Annotated in this window: 6 protein-coding genes (1 of these 6 cut by a window edge); all 6 read left to right on the forward strand. The window is 68.6% G+C overall.

Going from position 1 to position 19,853, the window contains the following annotated elements; genetic code table 11:
- Positions 1 to 8,035, forward strand: partial view of an amino acid adenylation domain-containing protein gene (locus tag WME96_RS16080; RefSeq protein ID WP_437290988.1) — the 3' portion only. 4,601 nt of this gene lie to the left of the window's left edge; 8,035 of the gene's 12,636 nt are visible here — the last part of the coding sequence; its start codon lies off the left edge, out of view; the stop codon is at positions 8,033 to 8,035.
- Entirely contained in the window at positions 8,036 to 13,987 is a 5,952-nt protein-coding gene (locus WME96_RS16085; protein WP_437290989.1) for an SDR family NAD(P)-dependent oxidoreductase, read from the forward strand. It begins immediately after the preceding gene.
- A 27-nt stretch (positions 13,988 to 14,014) separates the two neighbouring features.
- On the forward strand, positions 14,015 to 15,226 hold the full coding sequence (locus tag WME96_RS16090) for an acyl-CoA dehydrogenase family protein (RefSeq protein ID WP_437290990.1): 1,212 nt from the start codon (positions 14,015 to 14,017) through the stop codon (positions 15,224 to 15,226).
- Positions 15,223 to 16,287: a phosphotransferase family protein gene (locus tag WME96_RS16095; RefSeq protein WP_437290991.1), complete on the forward strand. Its 1,065-nt coding sequence runs from the start codon at positions 15,223 to 15,225 to the stop codon at positions 16,285 to 16,287. Before WME96_RS16090 ends, WME96_RS16095 begins: the two co-directional genes overlap by 4 nt.
- Positions 16,288 to 16,319: 32 nt before the next feature.
- Entirely contained in the window at positions 16,320 to 18,815 is a 2,496-nt protein-coding gene (locus WME96_RS16100) for an alpha/beta fold hydrolase (protein WP_437290992.1), read from the forward strand.
- A 255-nt stretch (positions 18,816 to 19,070) separates the two neighbouring features.
- Entirely contained in the window at positions 19,071 to 19,817 is a 747-nt protein-coding gene (locus tag WME96_RS16105) for an AAA family ATPase (RefSeq protein ID WP_437290993.1), read from the forward strand.
- The last annotated feature ends 36 nt before the right edge of the window (positions 19,818 to 19,853 follow it).

Consider the following 19,853-nt stretch of genomic DNA (forward strand, 5'->3'; position numbering starts at 1 on the left):
GTGGACGTACAGCGAGGGCTTGCACCGGAGGTCCACGATCGACCGTCTCGCGCAGGCGTTCCTGACGTCCCTCAGGACACTGATGGAGCACTGCCGTGCAGCGGAAGCGGGCGGCCGTACTCCATCGGACTTTCCCCTCGCGCAGCTGACCCAGGAGGCCGTGGATCGCCTCGTGGGCGTCGGGAGTGCGTCGAGGGACGTCGAGGATGCCTATCCACTCTCGCCGATGCAAGAGGGCATGCTCTTCCATGCTCTCCGGGACCCGACCTCCGGCGTGTACGTCGAGCAGGTCGCCTTCAAGATCCCGAAGGCGCTCGTGGTGACGGCCTTCAAAGAGGCCCTGCAGACGCTCCTCGCCAGGCACGCCGTCCTGCGGACGGCGTTCGTGTGGGAGGGGGCCGACGAGCTCCTGCAGGTGGTACGCAGCGGCGTCCCGCTGCCGTGGGTCGAGCTCGATTGGCGTGGTGTCCCGGAGAGCGAGCAGCAGGAAAGGACGTCCTCGTGGCTCGCGGAAGACCGCGCCAGGGGCCTCGATGCCAGCGTGGCGCCGCTGATGCGGTTCACGCTCATCCGGCTCACGGAGGAGGCTTATCAGTGCATCTGGACCTTCCATCATGTGATCCTGGACGGCTGGTCGCTGCCGCTCTTGTTCACCGAGGTGCTGCAGCTCTACGAAGCGGCTCGCGACGGCCGACCCGCCGCGATGCCGAGCCGGCGGCCGTTCCGCGACCACATCGCCTGGCTGAAGCAGCAGGGCAAAGCGGACGCCGAATCGTTCTGGCGCCGCGCGCTCCAGGGCTTCTCGGCGCCGACACCGATCCCGGTGGACCGGCCCCGCGGCGCGGCGCCGCCGGCGGGCTCGGCGCCGCCGCATCATGAGCGGCGGCTGACTGCCGCGGGCCAGTCAGCGCTCGAGCGCTTTGCCCGCGAGCACGGCCTGACGCTGAGCACCCTGGTCCGCGGCGCCTGGGCGCTGCTCTTGAGCCGCTACAGCGGAGAGAGCGACGTGCTCTTCGGCGCGACCGTATCGGGACGCTCGACGGGCGTCGACGGCATCGACGCCATGGTGGGGCTGTTCATCAACACCATCCCCGTGCGCGTGCAGATCGCGTCCGAGCAGCCTGTCGTGTCCTGGCTGCAAGGGCTCCAGGCGCAGCAGGCGGAGCAGCTTCCTTTCGAGCAGAGCCCGCTCGCTCAGGTGCAGCGCTGGAGCTCGCTCCCATGGCAAAAAGACCTCTTCGAGAGCGTGGTCGTCGTCGAGAACTACCCCATCGACCAGGTGCTGCGGGAGGGCCACCCAGCGCTTGAGATCACCGACGTCCGCCCGATCGAGCAGACGAACTACCCCCTCACCGTGGTGGTGAAGCCCGGCGGGGAAACAGCGCTGCAGGTCATCTATGCCGCGGAGCGGTTCGACGCCGCCGCGATCGAGCGGTTGACCGGCCACTTCCAGTCTCTCCTGGAGAACATCGTGGCGGAGCCCGAGCGGCCGGTCTCGCAGGTTTCAATGCTCACGGAAGAGGAGCGAACGCAGCTCAGCGCCTGGGCAGGCGCCAACGTCAAGTATCCCAGCGATCGTTGCGTTCACGAGCTCTTCGAGGCGCAGGTGGAGAGGACGCCTGAAGCCGAAGCGGTGGTGTTCGAGGAGCAGCAGCTGACGTACCGGGCGCTGAACGCTCGAGCGAACCGCCTGGCACATCGGCTGCGGGCCCTCGGGGTGGGGCCGGAGACGCTGGTGGGCGTGTGCGCGGAGCGATCGGTGGAGCTGGTGGTGGGGCTGCTCGGGGTGATGAAGGCCGGAGGGGCGTACGTGCCGCTCGACCCGAGCTATCCGGAAGAGCGGCTGCGGTTCATGATGGCGGACGCCGGAGCGCCGGTGCTGCTCACGCAGACGCACCTGGTAGAGCATGTGTCGGGCTCCAGAGCCACGGTGGTGTGCCTGGACGCAGAGCCCGCGGAGGGGCGAGAGGACAATCCCGCGAGCGGAGCGACGGAATCAACGCTGGCGTACGTGATATACACGTCAGGCTCGACGGGCCGCCCGAAGGGGGTGATGAACACGCACGGGGGCCTGAGGAATCGCCTGCTGTGGATGCTAGACGCGTTCGCCCTGGGGCCGGGAGACGCGGTGTTGCAGAAGACGCCGCACAGCTTCGATGTATCGATATGGGAGTTTTTCTGGCCGCTTTTGACAGGGGCCCGGCTCGTGGTAGCCCGACCAGGGGGGCACCGAGATAGCGCCTACCTTGCTCGGATCATAGAAGCGCAGCGCGTCACGGCGGTGCATTTTGTCCCATCGATGCTCCATGCGTTCATGGAGGAGCTGAGCGCCGGCCGATGTGGCTCGCTCAAGCGGGTCATCTGCAGTGGCGAGGCGCTGTCCTATGAGCTGATGACGCGGTTCTTCGAGCGCAGCCAAGCGGAGCTGTACAACCTCTACGGCCCGACAGAGGCATCGATCGAGGTCTCATTCTGGAAGTGCCAGCGCGACGATGCGCGCAGGGTTGTTCCCATCGGTCGGCCTATAGCGAACACCCGGCTCTACGTGCTGGACGCCCACGCGTCACCCGTGCCGGTGGGCGTCCCGGGAGAGCTCTACATCGGCGGGGTCGGGGTGGCGCGCGGGTACCTGAACCGCCCCGAGTTGACGGCGGAGAGGTTCATGGCGGACCCTTTCAACGCCGACCCGGACGCGCGCATGTACAAGACCGGCGATCTGTGCCGGTGGCTTCCAGATGGCAACATCGAGTACCTGGGCCGGCTGGACCACCAGGTGAAGATCCGCGGCTACCGGATCGAGCTCGGCGAGATCGAGAGCGTGCTGGCGCAGCATCCATCGGTCGAGGGCGCGGTGGTGCTCGCGCGGGAGGACACGCCCGGAGCCAAGCGGCTCGTGGCGTACCTCGTGGCGCGCGACGCGGTGCGACCGGACATCGACGAGCTGCGGGAGCTTCTGCAGCGCGCTCTACCGGAGTACATGGTCCCGACTGGATTCATGTGGCTCGACGCCCTGCCGCTGTCGCCCAGCGGCAAGGTCGACCGCAAGGCCTTGCCGGCGCCCGACATGGCACATCCGGAGCAAGGCTGGACGTACGCGCCGCCGCGCACCCACGCGGAAGAGCTGCTCGCTGGCGTCTGGAGCCACGTGCTCAGGATCGATCGGGTGGGTATTCACGACAACTTCTTCACGCTGGGCGGCGACTCGATCCTTGCCGTGCAGATGGTAAGTAGAGCCCGACGGGCGGGGCTCGGGCTGTCGATCCAGCAGGTCTTCGAGTACCAGACCGTGGCGTCGCTGGCGGCGCAGGCGACGACCGTGGTCGCGGCGCAGGCCGAGCAGGGGCCCGTCACCGGTCCGGTCGCGCTGACGCCCATTCAGCGCTGGTTCTTCGAGCAGCGGCAGCCGGAGCCGGACCACTTCAATCAGGCGGTGCTTCTCGAGCTCCGCGAGCCGCTGGAGCCGGTGTGCCTCGAGCAGGCCGTGCAGGCGCTGGTGCGGCACCACGATGCGCTGCGCATGCGGTTCGTGGCGGAGGGCGGGAGCGTGCGTCAGGTCAGCGGCGCCCTCGATGCGGCCGCGGCGGTGAGCGTCGTCGATCTCTCGGCTGTGCCTGCGCCGGCGAAGACGCACGCCCTCGAAGCCGCTGCGGCAGAGGCGCAGGCAAGCCTGAGCCTCGCGCAGGGTCCGCTGATGCGTGCGGTCCTGATACACCGCGGCGCGGGGCAGCGCGGAAGGCTCCTGCTGGTGGTTCACCACCTCGTGGTCGACGGGGTCTCGTGGCGTATCCTGCTCGAGGACCTGCAGACGTCGTATGCGCAGGCGCGCGCGGGGGAGCCGATCCGGCTGCCGCCGAAGACGACCTCCTTCCAGGCATGGGCCGAGCGGCTCACGGCGTATGCGCAGTCGGAAGCGGTGCAGAGCGAGAGTTCGTTCTGGCTGGCCCCGAGCTCACCGGTACGACTTCCGCGTGACGTCGAGGAGGGAGACAACAGCGTCGCCTCGGCACGGACGGTCGAGGTGGCGCTCGGCGTCGAGGAGACCCGTGCGCTCCTGCAAGACGTTCCGGCGGTCTACCGGACGCAGATCAATGACGTCCTGCTCACCGCGCTCCTGGAAGCGTTTGGCGAGTGGACGGGCGAGCGCGCGCTGCGGCTCGACCTGGAGGGGCACGGGCGGGAGGACATCGGCGGCGGCCTCGATCTGTCACGCACGATCGGCTGGTTCACGGCGCTGTTCCCCGTCGAGCTGCGAGCGCCTGAGGGCGGACCTGGGGAGGTGCTCAAGGCGGTCAAAGAGCAGCTGCGCAGCATCCCCGGCCGAGGCGTGGGCTTCGGGGCGCTGCGCTACCTGAACGAGGACCCCTCGGTCTCTGCCAGGTACCAGGCGCTGCCGCGCGCCGAGGTGCTCTTCAACTACCTGGGGCAGCTCGACCAGAGCTTCGCGGAATCCACCCTGTTCGAACGCGCCACGGAGCCGACCGGGCCAGCTCGCAGCCCGCGCGGCGCTCGGACGCATGCGATCGAGATCAACGCCTTGGTCGCCGAGGGTCGGCTGCAGATCGCGTGGACGTACAGCGAGGGCTTGCACCGGAGGTCCACGATCGACCGTCTCGCGCAGGCGTTTCTGACGTCCCTCAGGACCCTGATGGAGCACTGCCGCGCAGCGGAAGCGGGTGGCCATACTCCATCGGATTTTCCCCTCGTGCAGCTGACCCAGGCCGCCGTGGATCGACTCGTGGGCGTCGGGAGGGCGGCGAGGGAGGTCGAGGATGCCTATCCACTCTCGCCGATGCAAGAGGGCATGCTCTTCCATGCTCTCCGGGACCCGACCTCGGGCGTGTACGTCGAGCAGGTCGCCTTCAAGATCCCGAAGGCGCTCGTGGTCTCGGCCTTCAAGGAGGCGCTGCAGACGCTCCTCGCCAGGCACGCCGTCCTGCGGACGGCGTTCGTGTGGGAGGGTGCCGACGAGCTCCTGCAGGTGGTGCGTAGCGGCGTCCCGCTGCCGTGGGTCGAGCTCGATTGGCGTGGTGTCCCGGAGAGCGAGCAGCAGGAAAGGACGTCCTCGTGGCTCGCGGAAGACCGCGCCAGGGGCTTCGATGCCAGCGTGGCGCCGCTGATGCGGTTCACGCTCATCCGGCTCACGGAGGAGGCTTATCAGTGCGTCTGGACCTACCATCATGTGATCCTGGACGGCTGGTCGCTGCCGCTCTTGTTCACCGAGATGCTGCAGCTCTACGAAGCGGCGCGTGACGGCCGACCCGCCGCGATGCCGAGCCGGCGGCCGTTCCGCGACCACATCGCCTGGCTGAAGCAGCAGGGCAAAGCGGACGCCGAATCGTTCTGGCGCCGCGCGCTCCAGGGCTTCTCGGCGCCGACACCGATCCCGGTGGACCGGCCCCGCGGCGCGGCGCCGCCCGCGGGCTCGGCGCCGCCCGCGGGCTCGGCGCCGCCGCACCATGAGCGGCGGCTGACTGCCGCGGGCCAATCAGCGCTCGAGCGCTTTGCCCGCGAGCACGGCCTGACGCTGAGCACCCTGGTCCGCGGCGCCTGGGCGCTGCTCTTGAGCCGCTACAGCGGAGAGAGCGACGTGCTCTTCGGCGCGACCGTGTCGGGACGCTCGACGGGCGTCGATGGCATCGACGCGATGGTAGGGCTGTTCATCAACACCATCCCCGTGCGCGTCCAGATCGCGTCCGAGCAGCCTGTCGTGTCCTGGCTGCAAGAGCTCCAAGCGCGGCAGACGGAGCAGCTTCCTTACGAGCACAGTCCGCTCGCTCAGGTGCAGCGCTGGAGCTCGCTCCCATGGCAAAAAGACCTCTTCGAGAGCGTGCTCGTCGTCGAGAACTACCCCATCGACCAGATGCTGCGGGAGGGCCACCCAGCGCTTGAGATCACCGACGTGCGGCCGATAGAGCAGACCAACTATCCCCTCACGGTGGTCGTGAAGCCCGGGCGGGAAATGGCGCTGCAGGTCATCTATGCCGCGGAGCGGTTCGACGCCGCCGCGATCGAGCGGTTGACCGGCCACTTCCAGTCTCTCCTGGAGAACATCGTGGCGGAGCCCGAGCGGCCGGTCTCGCAGGTTTCAATGCTCACGGAAGAGGAGCGAGCGCAGCTCAGCGCCTGGGCGGGCGCCGACGTGAGCTATCCCAGCGACCGTTGCGTTCACGAGCTCTTCGAGGCGCAGGTCGAGCGGACCCCGGAAGCCGTCGCGGTGGTGTTCGAGCAGCAGCAGCTCACCTACCGCGAGCTCAACGAGCGCGCCAACCAGCTCGCTCACCACCTCCGCTCTCTCGGCGTCGGGCCCGAGGTGCTCGTCGGGCTGTGCGTCGAGCGTTCGCTCGAGATGCTCATCGGGATCATCGCCATCTTGAAGGCCGGCGGCGCCTACGTGCCCCTCGATCCCGCCTATCCGAAGGACCGGATCGCGTTCATGCTGACGGACGCTCGGCCAGCCGTGCTGCTCACGCAGCGAGCGCTCCTGTCGAGGCTCCCGGAGCATGACGGCCACACGCTGTGCATCGACGCGATAGGGCCGGAGATCGCAGGGGAGAGGAGCACCAACCCGACGAGCGGCGTGACGCCCGAACACCTCGCTTACGTGATCTACACCTCGGGCTCGACCGGCAAGCCGAAGGGCGCGCTGGTCACCCATGCGAACGTGACCCGGCTGTTCCAGGCGACCGAGGCGTGGTTCCACTTCGACGAACGGGATGTATGGACGCTGTACCATTCCTCGTCGTTTGACTTCTCCGTCTGGGAGATCTGGGGCGCTCTGCTGTATGGCGGCCGGCTCGTCGTCGTGTCGTTCGAGGTCACCAAGTCTCCGGAGGTCTTCTACCGGCTCCTCCGCGACGAGAAGGTCACCGTGCTCAACCAGACCCCGTCTGCTTTCCGGCAGATCGTGCCCGCGGACGCAGCGGCCGGCGGAGAGGACGCCGGACTGGCCCTCCGGCTGGTCATCCTGGCTGGCGAGGCGCTCGATCTCGAGAGCCTGCGACCCTGGTTCAAGCGCCACGGTGACCGCGCCCCTGAGCTCGTGAACATGTACGGGATCACGGAGACCACCGTGTTCGTCACCTATCGGCCGCTGGTGGCGGAGGACGTCGACGGCGCGTCGGTGAGCCCCATCGGACGTCCAATCCCCGATCTCAGCGTGTATGTGCTCGACCAGAACCGCGCTCTCTTGCCCATCGGAGTCCCAGGTGAGCTCTATGTCGGCGGCGCCGGCGTGGCTCGCGGGTACCAGAACCGCGCCGAGCTGAGCTTGGACAGGTTCGTTCCTGACCCGTTCTGTGGGGACGCCGGCGGCCGTCTTTACAAGTCGGGTGACCTTTGCCGGTGGTTGCCGGACGGCAGCCTGGAGTACCTGGGGCGAATCGATCATCAGGTAAAGATTCGAGGGTACCGGATCGAGCTCGGCGAGGTCGAAAGTGTGCTGAAGCAGCACCCCGCCATTCGTGACGCGGCGGTGATGGCGCGCGACTACGCGCCTGGAGACAAGCGGCTCGTGGCGTACGTGGTGGCGCGTGACGCGGCGCAGCCGAGCGTGGCCGAGCTGCGCAACCACCTGCAGGGCGAGCTGCCGGATTACATGATTCCGGCCGGATTCATGTGGCTCGACGCCCTGCCGCTGTCATTCAATGGCAAGGTCGACCGCAAGGCCCTGCCGGCGCCCGAGGCGGCGCGCCCCGAGCAAAGCGAGGCCTATGCGCCGCCCCGCACACGGACCGAAGAGCAGATCGCGAGCGTCTGGGCCAGCCTCCTTCAGATCGAGCGGATCGGCATCCACGACAACTTCTTCGATCTGGGCGGGCACTCTCTGCTGTTGGTTCGCATGCACGCACAGCTCCGGAGCCTCGGGCACGAGCTCAAGCTGGTGGAGCTCTTCCAGTTTTCTACCGTGAGCCGTCTCGCCGAGCACCTGGAGCGTGCTCCGCCGCAGCCGGCGCGCTTCGAAGCTATCGAGGAGAGGGTCGACAGGGGCCGGGAAGTGCTCGAGCGCCTCCGGCGGGAGAAAGGAAGGAGGCGCTGAATGAGCGACTTGCCTGTGGGTTGCGTCGCGATCATCGGCATGGCCGGGCGATTCCCCGGCGCTGCTGATCTCGACCAGTTCTGGAGCAACCTCCGCGACGGGGTGGAATCGATCAGGTTCTTCGACCGCGGCGGAGCGGCCGGGGAGGGGAGCCCGCGCGTCGTCCGCGCAGCCGGCGCGCTCGACGACATCGACAGGTTCGCCGCGGAGTTCTTCGGCGTCTCGCCGCGCGAGGCCGAGCTCATGGACCCGCAGCATCGGCTCTTCCTCGAGAGCGCGTGGGAGGCGATCGAGAGCGCCGGCTATAACCCCGCCTCGTATCCCGGTCGCATCGGCGTCTATGCGGGCACGGGCCCGAGCGACTACCTGATGAAGAACATCGCGATGACGCCATCCGTCGTCCAGACAGCGGGCGAGTTGCCGATCATGCTCGGCAACGATCCCGCGTTCCTCGCCACACGGGTCTCCTACAAGCTCGACCTCAAGGGACCCGCCATGTACGTGGGCACGGCCTGCTCGTCATCGCTGGTCGCCGTGCAGCTCGCGGTCCACGCGCTCGCCACGTACCAGTGTGATATGGCGCTCGCCGGCGGCGTCAGGATCGGCGTGTTCCCGGAACGAGGTTACGTGTTCCAGGAGGGCGGAATCCTGTCCCCCGACGGGCACTGCCGGGCGTTCGACGCGCGAGCGCGCGGAACGGTGCCCGGCAGCGGCGTGGGGGTCGTCCTGCTCAAGCGATGGGAAGAGGCCGTCGCCGACGGCGACGTCGTCCTCGCCGTCATCAGGGGGGCCGCCGTCAACAACGACGGCGCTCAGAAGGTCGGCTACACAGCGCCGAGCGTAGCCGCGCAGTCCGAGGTGATCGCCGAGGCCCAGGCGGCCGCTGGCGTCCAGCCCGATGAAATCACCTACATCGAGGCCCATGGGACAGGCACGCCCCTCGGTGATCCCATCGAGATGGCAGCGCTGACGCGCGCGTTCGGCGCCGCGACGAGCAGGCGCGGCTTCTGCGCCATAGGATCGCTGAAGACGAGCATCGGCCACCTGGATGCGGCCGCCGGCATCGCAGGGCTGATCAAGGTCGTCCTGGCGTTACGCCACAGGCTGTTGCCCGCGAGCCTCCATTTCGAGGCACCCAACCCCGAGATCGATTTTGCTGGCAGCCCCTTCTACGTGAACACCGTCCTCTCTCCGTGGGACGCAGGCGCCGCGCCGCGCCGCGCGGGCGTGAGCTCGTTCGGCATCGGAGGGACCAACGTGCACGTGGTGGTGGAGGAGGCGCCCGCGCTCCCGCCATCGGGGCCGTCGAGGCCGTCTCAGCTCCTGGTCCTGTCTGCGGAGACGAGCGACGCGCTGAAGAAGGTGACCGCGAACCTCGCCGACCACCTCCGGCGAAACCCGAGCGTCAGCCTCGCCGACGTCGCCTTCACGCTGAGCACGGGCCGCAAGGCCTTCGCTCACCGCAGCGCGTTCGTGTGCCACGATCCGGCCGACGCCGCGGCCGCGCTGAGCACCGCAGATCCGCGTCACTCGATCGGGTCGGACGTCGTCGCCAGGGAGTGTGTCCCAGCGTTCGTGTTCTCCGGGCAAGGCTCCCAGTACGAGGGCATGGCGCGTGAGCTCTACGAGCGAGAAGCGGTGTTCCGCGCCCACGTCGACCACGCTGCGGACATCCTGATGCGTCGTCAGCCCGCGTTCGATCTGCTCGGCGCGCTCTACCCGCGCGCGGACAGCGCAGAGCCGAAGCGGACGCTCGACCGGACCGAGCTCGCGCAACCCGCGCTCTTCGTGCTCGAATACGCGCTTGCGCGGACCTTGATGGCCTGGGGGATCCACCCGCAGGTGATGATCGGCTACAGCATCGGCGAGTACGTCGCTGCGTGTTTGGCCGGCGTGTTCACGCTGGAGGATGCGCTACAGATCGTGGTCGCGCGGGGTCGCCTCGTGGGGGAGCTCCCGGAGGGGTCGATGCTCGCGATCCGCCTGTCGGAGCGGGAAGCGCGCGCGGTGATCGGCGACGATCTGTGCCTCGCGGCCGTCCTCGGCCCGTCCGACTGCGTGGTGGCGGGCGAGACGCCCGCGATCGAGGCCCTCGCGCGTCGCCTCGCGGAAGGCGGCATCAGCAGCACGCGCCTCGCGACGTCCCACGCGTTCCACTCCCGGATGATGGCGCCCGCCGTCGATCGCCTGGCCGATGTGGTCGCGGGGGTCAGCCTCCATCCTCCCACGATCCCTGTCCTGTCGAACGTCACCGGGCGATGGATGACAGCGGAAGAGGCCACCAGCCCGCGCTACTGGGCGGATCACCTCCGGCAGACCGTCCGCTTCGCGGAAGGGATGGTGGAGGTGCTCTCGGACGAACGGCGCGTGCTGATCGAGGTCGGACCGGGGCGAACGTTGGCGCCATGGCTGGAGCGGAGCGCTCGTGGCGGCGATCGGCCGCGCGCCGTGTCCCTCCTGAGGCGGCCGCGCGATCCCAGCTCGGATCAGAGCTTCCTTCTCGGAGCGCTGGGGCGGCTGTGGCTCGCGGGGCTCTCGATCAACTGGAGCGGGGTGTTCGCCGGCGAGCATCGCCGCCGCAGCGCGCTTCCTACCTATCCTTTCGAGCGTCGTCGCTACTGGATCGAGCCTTCGGCGTGGAGCTCCAAGGCGAGCATGCTCGCACCGGAGGCCGACATCGCTCGTTGGTTCTACGTCCCCGTGTGGAAGCAATCGAGCTCCACCCTGGCGCGCTTTAGCCGGCGAACGCCGCGGGCGAGCGGGCGCTCCTGGCTCGTCTTCGGCGGCGAGGGCGGCGTGGGACGGGACGTCGTCACGCGCTTGCGCGCGTCCGGTGACGACGTGGTGGTGGTAGCGCGAGGCGGGCAGTTCGAGAAGCTCGAAGAGCATGCCTACACGCTCGATCCCGCGCGTCCGAGCGACTGCATCCGTCTCCTCGACGAGACCCAGTTCGCCGGCCGCTCACGCCGAGCCGTCCTTTATTTTGGCGCCGCGCCCGACGAGGGCGGGCCCGCGGAGGCCACGCTCTTCCACGAGCTGCTCGGCCTCGCACAGGCGCTCGGCGAGCGGCTCGTCCTGTCCTCTCTCGGCGCGGGAGCGGACGAATCGCAGACCCCGCTCTTCGTCGTGACGAGCGGGCTCCATGACGTCACGGGTGCAGAGCGCCCGCGCCCCCACGACGCCACCGTGCTCGGCCCCGTCCGCGTGATCAACCAGGAGTATCCGAGCATCCTGTGCCGCAACATCGACGTCGATCCCGCCGGAGGCCGAGGGGTCACCCAGCTCCTCGCGGAGATGGAGGACGTGCCGTCCGATCTCCTGGTCGCGTACCGCGGCGAGCACCGCTGGGTCCAGGCGTTCGAGCAGGTCTCGCTCGATCCGCCCGCTGGCGAACCGCCGCTCCTCCGACGACAAGGCGTCTACCTCATCACGGGTGGTCTCGGCGGTATAGCGCTCGCGCTGGCTGGGTACCTCGCGAGCTCCGTGGCGGCCAAGCTCGTGCTGGTGGGCCGCTCGGACTTCCCGCCGGAGGAGCGCTGGGACGATCTGCTGGCGAGCAGCGGCGGCTCGGGAGCTCCAGAGCGCACGCGAGAGCGGATCCGCGCGCTCCGGGCGCTCCAGGCGTCCGGCGCGGAGCTGCTCGTGCTGCGCGCAGACGCGGCCGACGAGGCTTCGATGCGCGAGGTGCGGCAGCGCGCGCAGGAGCGGTTCGGTGCGATTCACGGCGTGATCCATGCGGCCGGGCTCCCGCCCGATGGGCTCATTCACACGAAGACGCGGGAGGCCGCCGAGCGCGTCCTGGAACCCAAGGTGCGGGGAGGACACGTCATCGAGACCGTCTTCGGCGGTGACTCTCTCGATTTCATCGTGCTCTGCTCCTCGATGCTGGCGTACATGGGCCCCCCTGGGAGCGTCGACTATTGCGCAGCCAACAGCGCGCTCGACGCGCTCGCGGTGCGGCTGTGCAGGGTCTATGGGCATACGGCGATCTCCGTGGCGTGGGACGGCTGGGGCAAGCTCGGCATGGGCGCCGACGCGTCGGATGTGTCGCGCTACCTCCCAGCGGACCTGGCTCGCGGCGGCATGACGCCTGGCGAAGGGATCGAGGTCTTCCGTCGTATCCTGGCGAGCCCTCGGCCTCACGTGATCGTGTCGACCCGCGACTTCGATGGCCTCCTCCAGCGAACCCGGGAAGCCCTCTCCGTGGCCGCGCTGATCGCGCCTACCGAGGAGCGGCCCGCAGGCCGGAACGCGCGCCAGCCCCGCCCCGCGCTGACCAGCGAGTACGTCGCGCCGAAGAGCCCCCTTGAACGCGCGCTCGCGGACATCCTCGGTGAGCTCCTCGGCTTCGCCGACATCGGCGTTCGCGACAATTTCTTCGAGCTCGGGGCCGACTCGCTCACGTTCGTGCAGATGGCCGCGCGGGCCCACGAACGAGGCATGAGGCTGGATTCGCGCAAGCTGTTCGAGCTCGACACCATCGCTGCGCTGGCGCCGACGCTGGAGCTCTCTCCCGCCCGCCGGACGCCAGCGAAGCGGGAGCCAGGACCGGTCCCGCTCACGCCCATCCAGCGCGCGTTCTTCGCTCAGGGCATCGACGATGCCCGCCGTTTCGATCTCACCGTGGTGCTGGAGAGTCCCGCCGAGCTGGTGCAGGAGCGCATCGAGCGCGCGCTGGAGTGCGTCCTGGATCACCACGACGCCTTCCGCCTGCGTTTCCGCCGCCATGACGGCGAGTGGACCCAGGAGCAGATCGGCGCGACGCACCCCGCCGGTGTCGATCACGTCGATCTCAGCGGTAGCCCCCCCGCCGTGCACCAGGCCGCCGCCGCTGCCGCCGCCGCCATGAGCCTGCGGTGGGAGCTGGATCCGGTGAACGGGCCGCTCGTTCGTGTCGCCCTGTTCTCGTTGGGTGGCGACCGCGGAAGCCGCTTGCTCCTCGTCGTTCATCACCTGGTAGCGGACATCATGAGTCTGCGGATCTTCGTACAGGATCTGGAGCACGCCTACCTGCAGCTCACGCGCGGCCAGCCGGTTCAACTCCCCGCCGCGACGTCATCGTTCCGGAACTGGGCGGAGAAGGTGGATCGGTTGGCGCGCGCGGGTGCGTTCCGCGACGAGCTGGATTACTGGCTCTCTCAGGGTCGGGCGGGCGCCGAGGATCTGCCCGGCGATCGCCCTCTCCCGGCAGAGACGAGGGTAGCGAGCGCCTCGCTCGCTCTCGCCGAGGCCGAGACCCGTGCCCTGCTGGAGGCAGCGCGGCGCTTGCGGGTGAGCATGGGTGACCTCTGCCTCGCCAGCTTGGCTCTCGCGCTCGCCGCGCGAACGAACCGGACCGCGCATCTCGTGGACGTGGAGGGGCTCGGGCGTGACGCTGCGCTCGCAGGGGAGGATCTCGACGTCTCTCGCACGATCGGTTGGTTCACTGCCATCTTCCCGATCCTCATCGATCTCGGCCGCGCGCGCGATCTGAGCGAGGCCCTTCCGGTGATCCGCGCACGACTCGCCGAGGTTCCGCGTGGTGGCGTCGGCTATGGCGTGCTCCGCTGCATCGACCCGGATCCCGAGGTCAGGACCCGGATGCAGGCGCTGCCGACCGCGGCGGTGAGCTTCCTCTACATGGGCCAGGTCGACGCGGGCGGGGATCGTGAGGCCCTCTTCCTGCCGGTGCGAGAGACGCTCGCTCCTGATCCCGACGCGCGTACGCTGGGGGTGTACCGGCTGAGCCTCACTGCGGGTGTGTTCGCCGGTGCCCTCCGTCTCGACTGGACATACCGGGAGCCAGGCTTCGACGAGTCAGCGGTCACGGAGATCGGCCAGCACGTCGCGGGCTCGTTACGAGCCTTCGCCGCTGCACCGAAGCTCACCGAGCCGGCGGAGGCCTCGTTGAGCGCGCGGCAGATGAAATCGGTCATAGCGCAGATCGGCGTCGTCGACGCGAACGACTCTTGACGCGGCGCTTCCTGCGAGGTGGACCTCATGGAGTTCTCGATCCCTAGACATATCGCCGATCTCTCGCAGGAGATCCGTGGGTTCATCGACGCCCAGGTCATCCCGCTCGAAGCCGATCTCGCGACGAGACCGTTCCTCGAGATCGAGAGAGCCTTGGATGGCGTGCGCGCTGACGCCAGGAGGCGGGGGCTCTGGCTCCCGCAACTCCCCGAGAAGCACGGCGGCATGAACCTCGGTGTGCTCGGCTTCGCCCTCATCAGCGAGCAGCTCGGCCGAAGCCCTCTCGGGCATTACGCCTTCAACTGCCAGGTGCCGGACGCCGGGAACATGGAAATCCTCATCGAGCATGGGACTCGGGAGCAGCAGGAAAGGTGGCTTCGCCCCCTCCTCGCAGGGGAGATCCGGAGCTGCTTCTCGCTCACGGAGCCGGAGCGCCCTGGCTCGAACCCTCTGTGGCTGGGTACGACCGCGTCGCCTCGCGACGGCGGGTGGGTGTTGAACGGCCGTAAGTGGTTCTCCACCGGGGCCGATGGCGCCGCGTTCGCGCTCGTCGTCGCCATCACCGATCCCGCCGCGGAGCCCCATGCTCGCCAGAGCGTCTTCATCGTCCCGACCAGCACACCGGGGTACCGTCTCGTCCGCAACTTATCCATCATGGGGCAGACCGGCAGCGGCTGGGCGAGCCACGCCGAGATCGTCTACGAGGACTGTCGCCTCCCTGGCGAGAGCCTCCTCGGGTCGCGTGGCGCTGGCGCCCTGATTACCCAGTCGCGCCTCGGCACCGGGCGCATCCATCACTGCATGCGCTGGATCGGCGTCGCCGAGCGCGCGTTCTCGATGATGTGTGAGCGCGCCGCGCGCCGTGAGCTCGCCCCTGGCGACCCGCTCGGGGGTCGCCAGATCGTGCAGACGTGGATCGCCGAGAGCCGCGCCGAGATCGACGCCGCGCGCCTGCTCGTGCTGCATTCCGCATGGAAGCTCGAGACCCGCGGGATAAACGAGGCTCGGACGGACGTGTCGCTGGTCAAGTTCCACGTGGCGGACGTGATGGCGAAGGTGCTGGATCGTGCGCTCCAGGTGCATGGCGCCCTGGGGATGACAGACGATACCGTACTGTCGTTCTTCTACCGTCAGGAGCGCGGCGCGCGGATCTATGACGGGCCGGACGAGATCCACAAGACCCTGGTCGCGAGGCGGATCCTCGCCGGCGCTGGGCTTCGTAAGGACGAGCGTCGATGAGCGCGCTGATGGACGAACCGGCAGCGCCGCGACCCGGCGAGGGGCTCGACGTCGCTGCGCTCGCCCGGTGGCTCCGCGCCAGCGCACCGGAGCGGGGCGGGGCGGTAGAGGTCGCGCAGTTTCACGGCGGCTATTCCAACCTGACCTACCTCGTGACGGTGGGCGGGCGTGAAATGGTGCTGCGCCGCGCTCCCGACGCGGCCGAGGGGCGCGGCGCGCGTGACGTCCTGCGGGAGTACGATGTGCTCGCGCGGCTTTGCGAGGTCTACCCGCTGGCACCGCGACCCATCTGCCGCTGCGATGACCGTTCGGTGATCGGCGCGCCATTCTATGTCATGGAGCGGAGACGAGGTCTTGTCTTGCGGCGTCAGCTCCCCGCCGGGCTCGCGCTCGGCGTCGCGGAGGCACGCCGCCTCTCCGAGGTGTTCATCGACACGTTGGCGCATCTGCACAGCATTGATGCCGAGGCGGCTGGTCTTACCGGTCTGACGGCCTCCGAGGGCTACGCGGCGCGCCAGGTGCGGGAGTGGATCTTGCGCTACAAGCGCTCTGCGGTGGACTCCCTGGTCGACATGGCTGACGTCGCGCGCTGGCTGGAGGCAGAGCTTCCCGCCGACGGGGCGGCGGCGATGATCCACAATGATTACAAGTACGATAACCTCATGTTCGATCCCGGCGATCTCACGCGTGTGGTCGCCGTGCTGGACTGGGAGATGGGGAGCGTCGGCGATGCGCGCATGGATCTCGGAACCGCGCTGGCCTACTGGCAAGAGCGTGACGACCCGGCTCATCGCCTCCTGGCGGTAGGCCCGACGTATCTCCCCGGCAGCCTGACCCGGCGCCAGCTCGTAGAGCGCTACGAGCAGCGGACCGGCCGGCCGCTCGCGCGCGCAGTGTATTACTATGTCTTCGGGCTCTTCAAGGTCGCGGTGATCGCGCAGCGTCTCCATGAGCGATACTTGCGCGGCGAGACGAGAAATCCGCGCCTTGCCGGGCTAGGGCGCCACGTGACGCTGCTCTCGCGGGCGGCGGCCGAAGCGGCGGGGAGCGGGCGCTGCTGAGCCCTGCGGCCCAGGCTTCGGGGAGATCTCTCATGGACCAAGATCGAATCGAAGGTATTTACTTCCTCTCGCCGACGCAAAAGGGCATGTTGCTCGAGGCGCTCTCTTCGCCGAGATCGGGTATCTGCGTGGAGCAGTGCGTCTTGCATCTGCGCCCTACCGTGGATCGAGAGGTCTTTCTCCGTGCCTGGCAGCAGCTCGTCGCGGAGCAGCCGATCTTGCGGACATGCTTCGCATGGATGGACCTGGAGGAGCCACGCCAGGTCGTCCTCCGCTCCGTCAAGGTCCCCGTTCACGAGGAAGACTGGAGCGACCTCCCCGAGGACGCCGTGGAGGAGCGGCTTCAGCGTTACCTCGCCGAGGATCGGCTCCGCGGGTTCCCTCTGAACAAGGCCCCGCTCGTGCGTCTCGCGCTGTTCTGCGCGCGCGGCGGCGGCTCCTGGTTCGTCTGGACGCACCACCACCTCGTCACAGATGGCTGGTCGGTCTCGATCATCCTGAGCGAGGTGCAGCGTCTTTACCTCGCGTTGCAGCAGGGCCGGGCGCTGCTCCCGCCGCGGCGGTTCTACTGGCATTACCTGGCGTGGCTCGAGAAGCAGCAGATGGCCGAGACCGAGGCATTCTGGCGACGCAGGCTGGCCGGCTTCGTCCGGCCCAACCGGCTCGGCGTGCCTGCCGAGGCCATCCCCGCTCTCCCGGCGGAGCCCTACGGGGAGCAAGGAGCGTTGCTTTCGGCGGAGACGACGGCGGCGCTCACGCGCCTGATCCGCGGCCACCGCGTGACCATGAACATCCTGATCCAGGGGATGTGGGCGCTGCTCCTCGGCCGGTACGGGGGCGAGACCGACGTCGTCTTCGGCGCCACGTGCTCGGGCCGGCCGCCCGACCTGCCTGGGGTAGAGGAAATCATCGGGCTCTTCATCACGACGCTCCCTGTGCGCAGGCTCATTCGGCCGGAGGCCCAGCTATGGGACTGGCTGTCGGAGGCACATGGCGAGCAGCTTCGCCAGCGAGGCCATGAATATTGCTCGGCGGGGCAGATCCACGCGTGGAGCGAGGTGCGGAGCGCTCAGCGCCTCTACGACACCCTCGTCGTGTTCGACAACGTGCCGACCCGGTCCGCCGCTCCGCTGGAGCTGGCTGCGTTCGTGGATCCGGGGCAATCCCGCACGGTCGGATCCCGGACCAAGCACGCGCTCACGCTGCTCGTGTCGCAGGGGGAGAGCGTGCGCCTGGCCCTCCTCCACGACCGGCGTCGCTTCGCGGATCAGGATGCCTCCCGGATTCTCGATCACCTCTGTCGCCTCGCGTCGATGATCGCGGCGAGCCCGGAGCCCTCGCTGGGCTCGCTCCTGGCCGCGATCCGCGACGACGAGCTCCCCAGGGTGGCGCCGGTCTCACGGAGCATCGATCGCGTGTTCGTCCCGCCTCGCGATCCGCTGGAGCGCCGCGTCGCGCGTATGTGCGAGCAGCTCCTCGATGTTCAGCCCATGGGGGCGCTCGACGACTTCTTCGAGAGCGGAGGGCATTCGCTGCTCGCCCTCCGGCTCGTGGCGTCCCTTCGCGAGGAGTTCGGGAAGGAGGTGCCATTTTCCATTCTGCTGCAGAATCCCACGGTCGAGGGCCTCGCGGCCGCCCTGCGCGTCGATGCTGCCCAGGAGCCCTGGCCAACGCTGGTCGCCCTGCGGGCGCAGGGGTCGAAGCGGCCATTTTTCTGCGTGCCGGGCGCAGGAGGGAGCGTTCTTTACCTCCACCGGCTCGCGGCGCACCTCGGCGCCGACCGGCCCTTCTACGGCCTGCAGGCGCGCGGGCTCGACGGCCTCTCCGAGCCCCAGCGGTCCGTCGAGGAGATGGCAATGCACTATCTCGACGAGATCCGGGCGGCGCAGCCGCGCGGCCCCTACCTCTTGGGCGGCCACTCGTTCGGCGGCTTCGTCGCCTTCGAGATAGCTCGCCGCCTCGTCCTCGGCGAGGAGCGGGTGGCGTTGCTCGCGCTCTTCGACACAGTAGCTCCGCTGGAGGGGTTCGCTCCCGAGCCCAAGATCGAGACCGAGGAAGAAACGATGCGGGTGGTCGCTGACATGGTGGATCAGCTCTTTGGCCGGGGAGAGGCGTCCTCGCGCCAGCCTTTGGACGGCGCGCCCATGGAGGTGCTCCGGCGCCGCATCGCGGATGCTCGGATCGCCACGCAAAGCGCCTCGGCAGACCAGATCCGTGGTTTTCTCTCTGTTTTCACCGCCAATCGTCGCACCCGCTACCGGCCCACGAGCGGATGCGCGGTGCCGACCGTCCTCTTCCGCGCCACGGAGTGTCTGCAGGAGGCAGGCAGCGCGCTGCCCGGTTCCTCGGACGACCCGACGATTGGATGGAGCAGACTTTGCAGCGGCCCGGTGGAGGTGCGCTGGGTACCGGGCGATCATCTTTCCATGATGACCGAGCCGCACGTCGGTGTGCTCGCATCCGCGCTGAACCGAAGCATCGAGAGCATCGCGGAGCGACGTGATTCAACGTCGGCTGCCGAACCCTGAGACCGCGGGCAAGGGCCCTGCCAGAGGTCGTCACTCTGGACGGGACACGGAGAGCACCGCACGGACTTTCAAGGCCGGAGGGCTCTTGCTCACGACTCGAATGTTGATGTATCCTGCCATCCCCTCGCGCCTGAGGATCGCGCAACCGTTCTGGGTCAGCTTGTGATGTTCCTGCAGGACCAAAGCCGAGATCCTTCTCCTTTTCAAAGCAGTAGCGCGGGGGCTCCGCCGTGGAAAGATGGCATCGACAGCCCCATGACGCGCGCCCTCCTCCAGCACGGCTTCATCCGCTCCGTCCAGCTCCTGCGCGAGCGGGTCGACGACTTCTCCAGGTATCCGTTCAGCATCCCCGCCGTGCGCGCCATCGACGAGCTCGCGCTGCACCCGAAGGTGACCTTCCTCGTCGGCGAGAACGGCTCCGGAAAGTCGACCCTCATCGAGGCGCTCGCGCTGCTGGCCGGCTTCAACGCGGAGGGCGGCTCGAAGGGCTTCAACTTCTCGACCCGGCGCTCCGAGTCGGAGCTGCACACGGCCATGCGGCTCGTGCGCGGGGCGCGCCGCGAGAAGAACGGCTTCTTCCTGCGCGCCGAGAGCTTCTTCAACGTCGCCACCCAGGTGGACGAGCTGGAAGTGACCGCGGGCTACGGCGGCACGTCGCTGCACGAGCAGTCGCACGGCGAGTCGTTCCTGGCCCTCGTGAAGAACCGGTTCAAGCCGGACAGCCTCTTCATCCTCGACGAGCCGGAGGCGGCGCTGTCGCCGGCCAGGCAGCTCACGCTGCTCGCGCGCATGCACGAGCTCATCGAGCGCGGTCGATCGCAGTTCATCATCGCCACGCACTCGCCCATCGTGCTCGCTTATCCCGCGGCGACGATCTACCGGCTCTCGGAGGACGGCATCGCGCCAGTGGCCTACGAGGAGACAGAGCACTTCGCGCTCACGCGCGACTTCCTGCTGCACAGGGACCGCTTCTTCCGTGAGCTCTTCCGGGACGACGCGTGAACCTGGCCTGAGCGGCCGCAGGGCACCCTGAGCGCC

This window comes from Sorangium sp. So ce406 (genome assembly GCF_051474675.1).
GTDB lineage: Bacteria > Myxococcota_A > Polyangia > Polyangiales > Polyangiaceae > Sorangium > Sorangium cellulosum_G.

Bases quoted from the DNA above. Each gene is read 5' to 3' on its own strand.
- WME96_RS16085 (WP_437290989.1), top strand. From the start codon at position 8,036: ATGAGCGACTTGCCTGTGGGTTGCGTCGCGATCATCGGCATGGCCGGG.
- WME96_RS16090 (WP_437290990.1), top strand. From the start codon at position 14,015: ATGGAGTTCTCGATCCCTAGACATATCGCCGATCTCTCGCAGGAGATC.
- WME96_RS16095 (WP_437290991.1), top strand. From the start codon at position 15,223: ATGAGCGCGCTGATGGACGAACCGGCAGCGCCGCGACCCGGCGAGGGG.
- WME96_RS16100 (WP_437290992.1), top strand. From the start codon at position 16,320: ATGGACCAAGATCGAATCGAAGGTATTTACTTCCTCTCGCCGACGCAA.
- WME96_RS16105 (WP_437290993.1), top strand. From the start codon at position 19,071: ATGACGCGCGCCCTCCTCCAGCACGGCTTCATCCGCTCCGTCCAGCTC.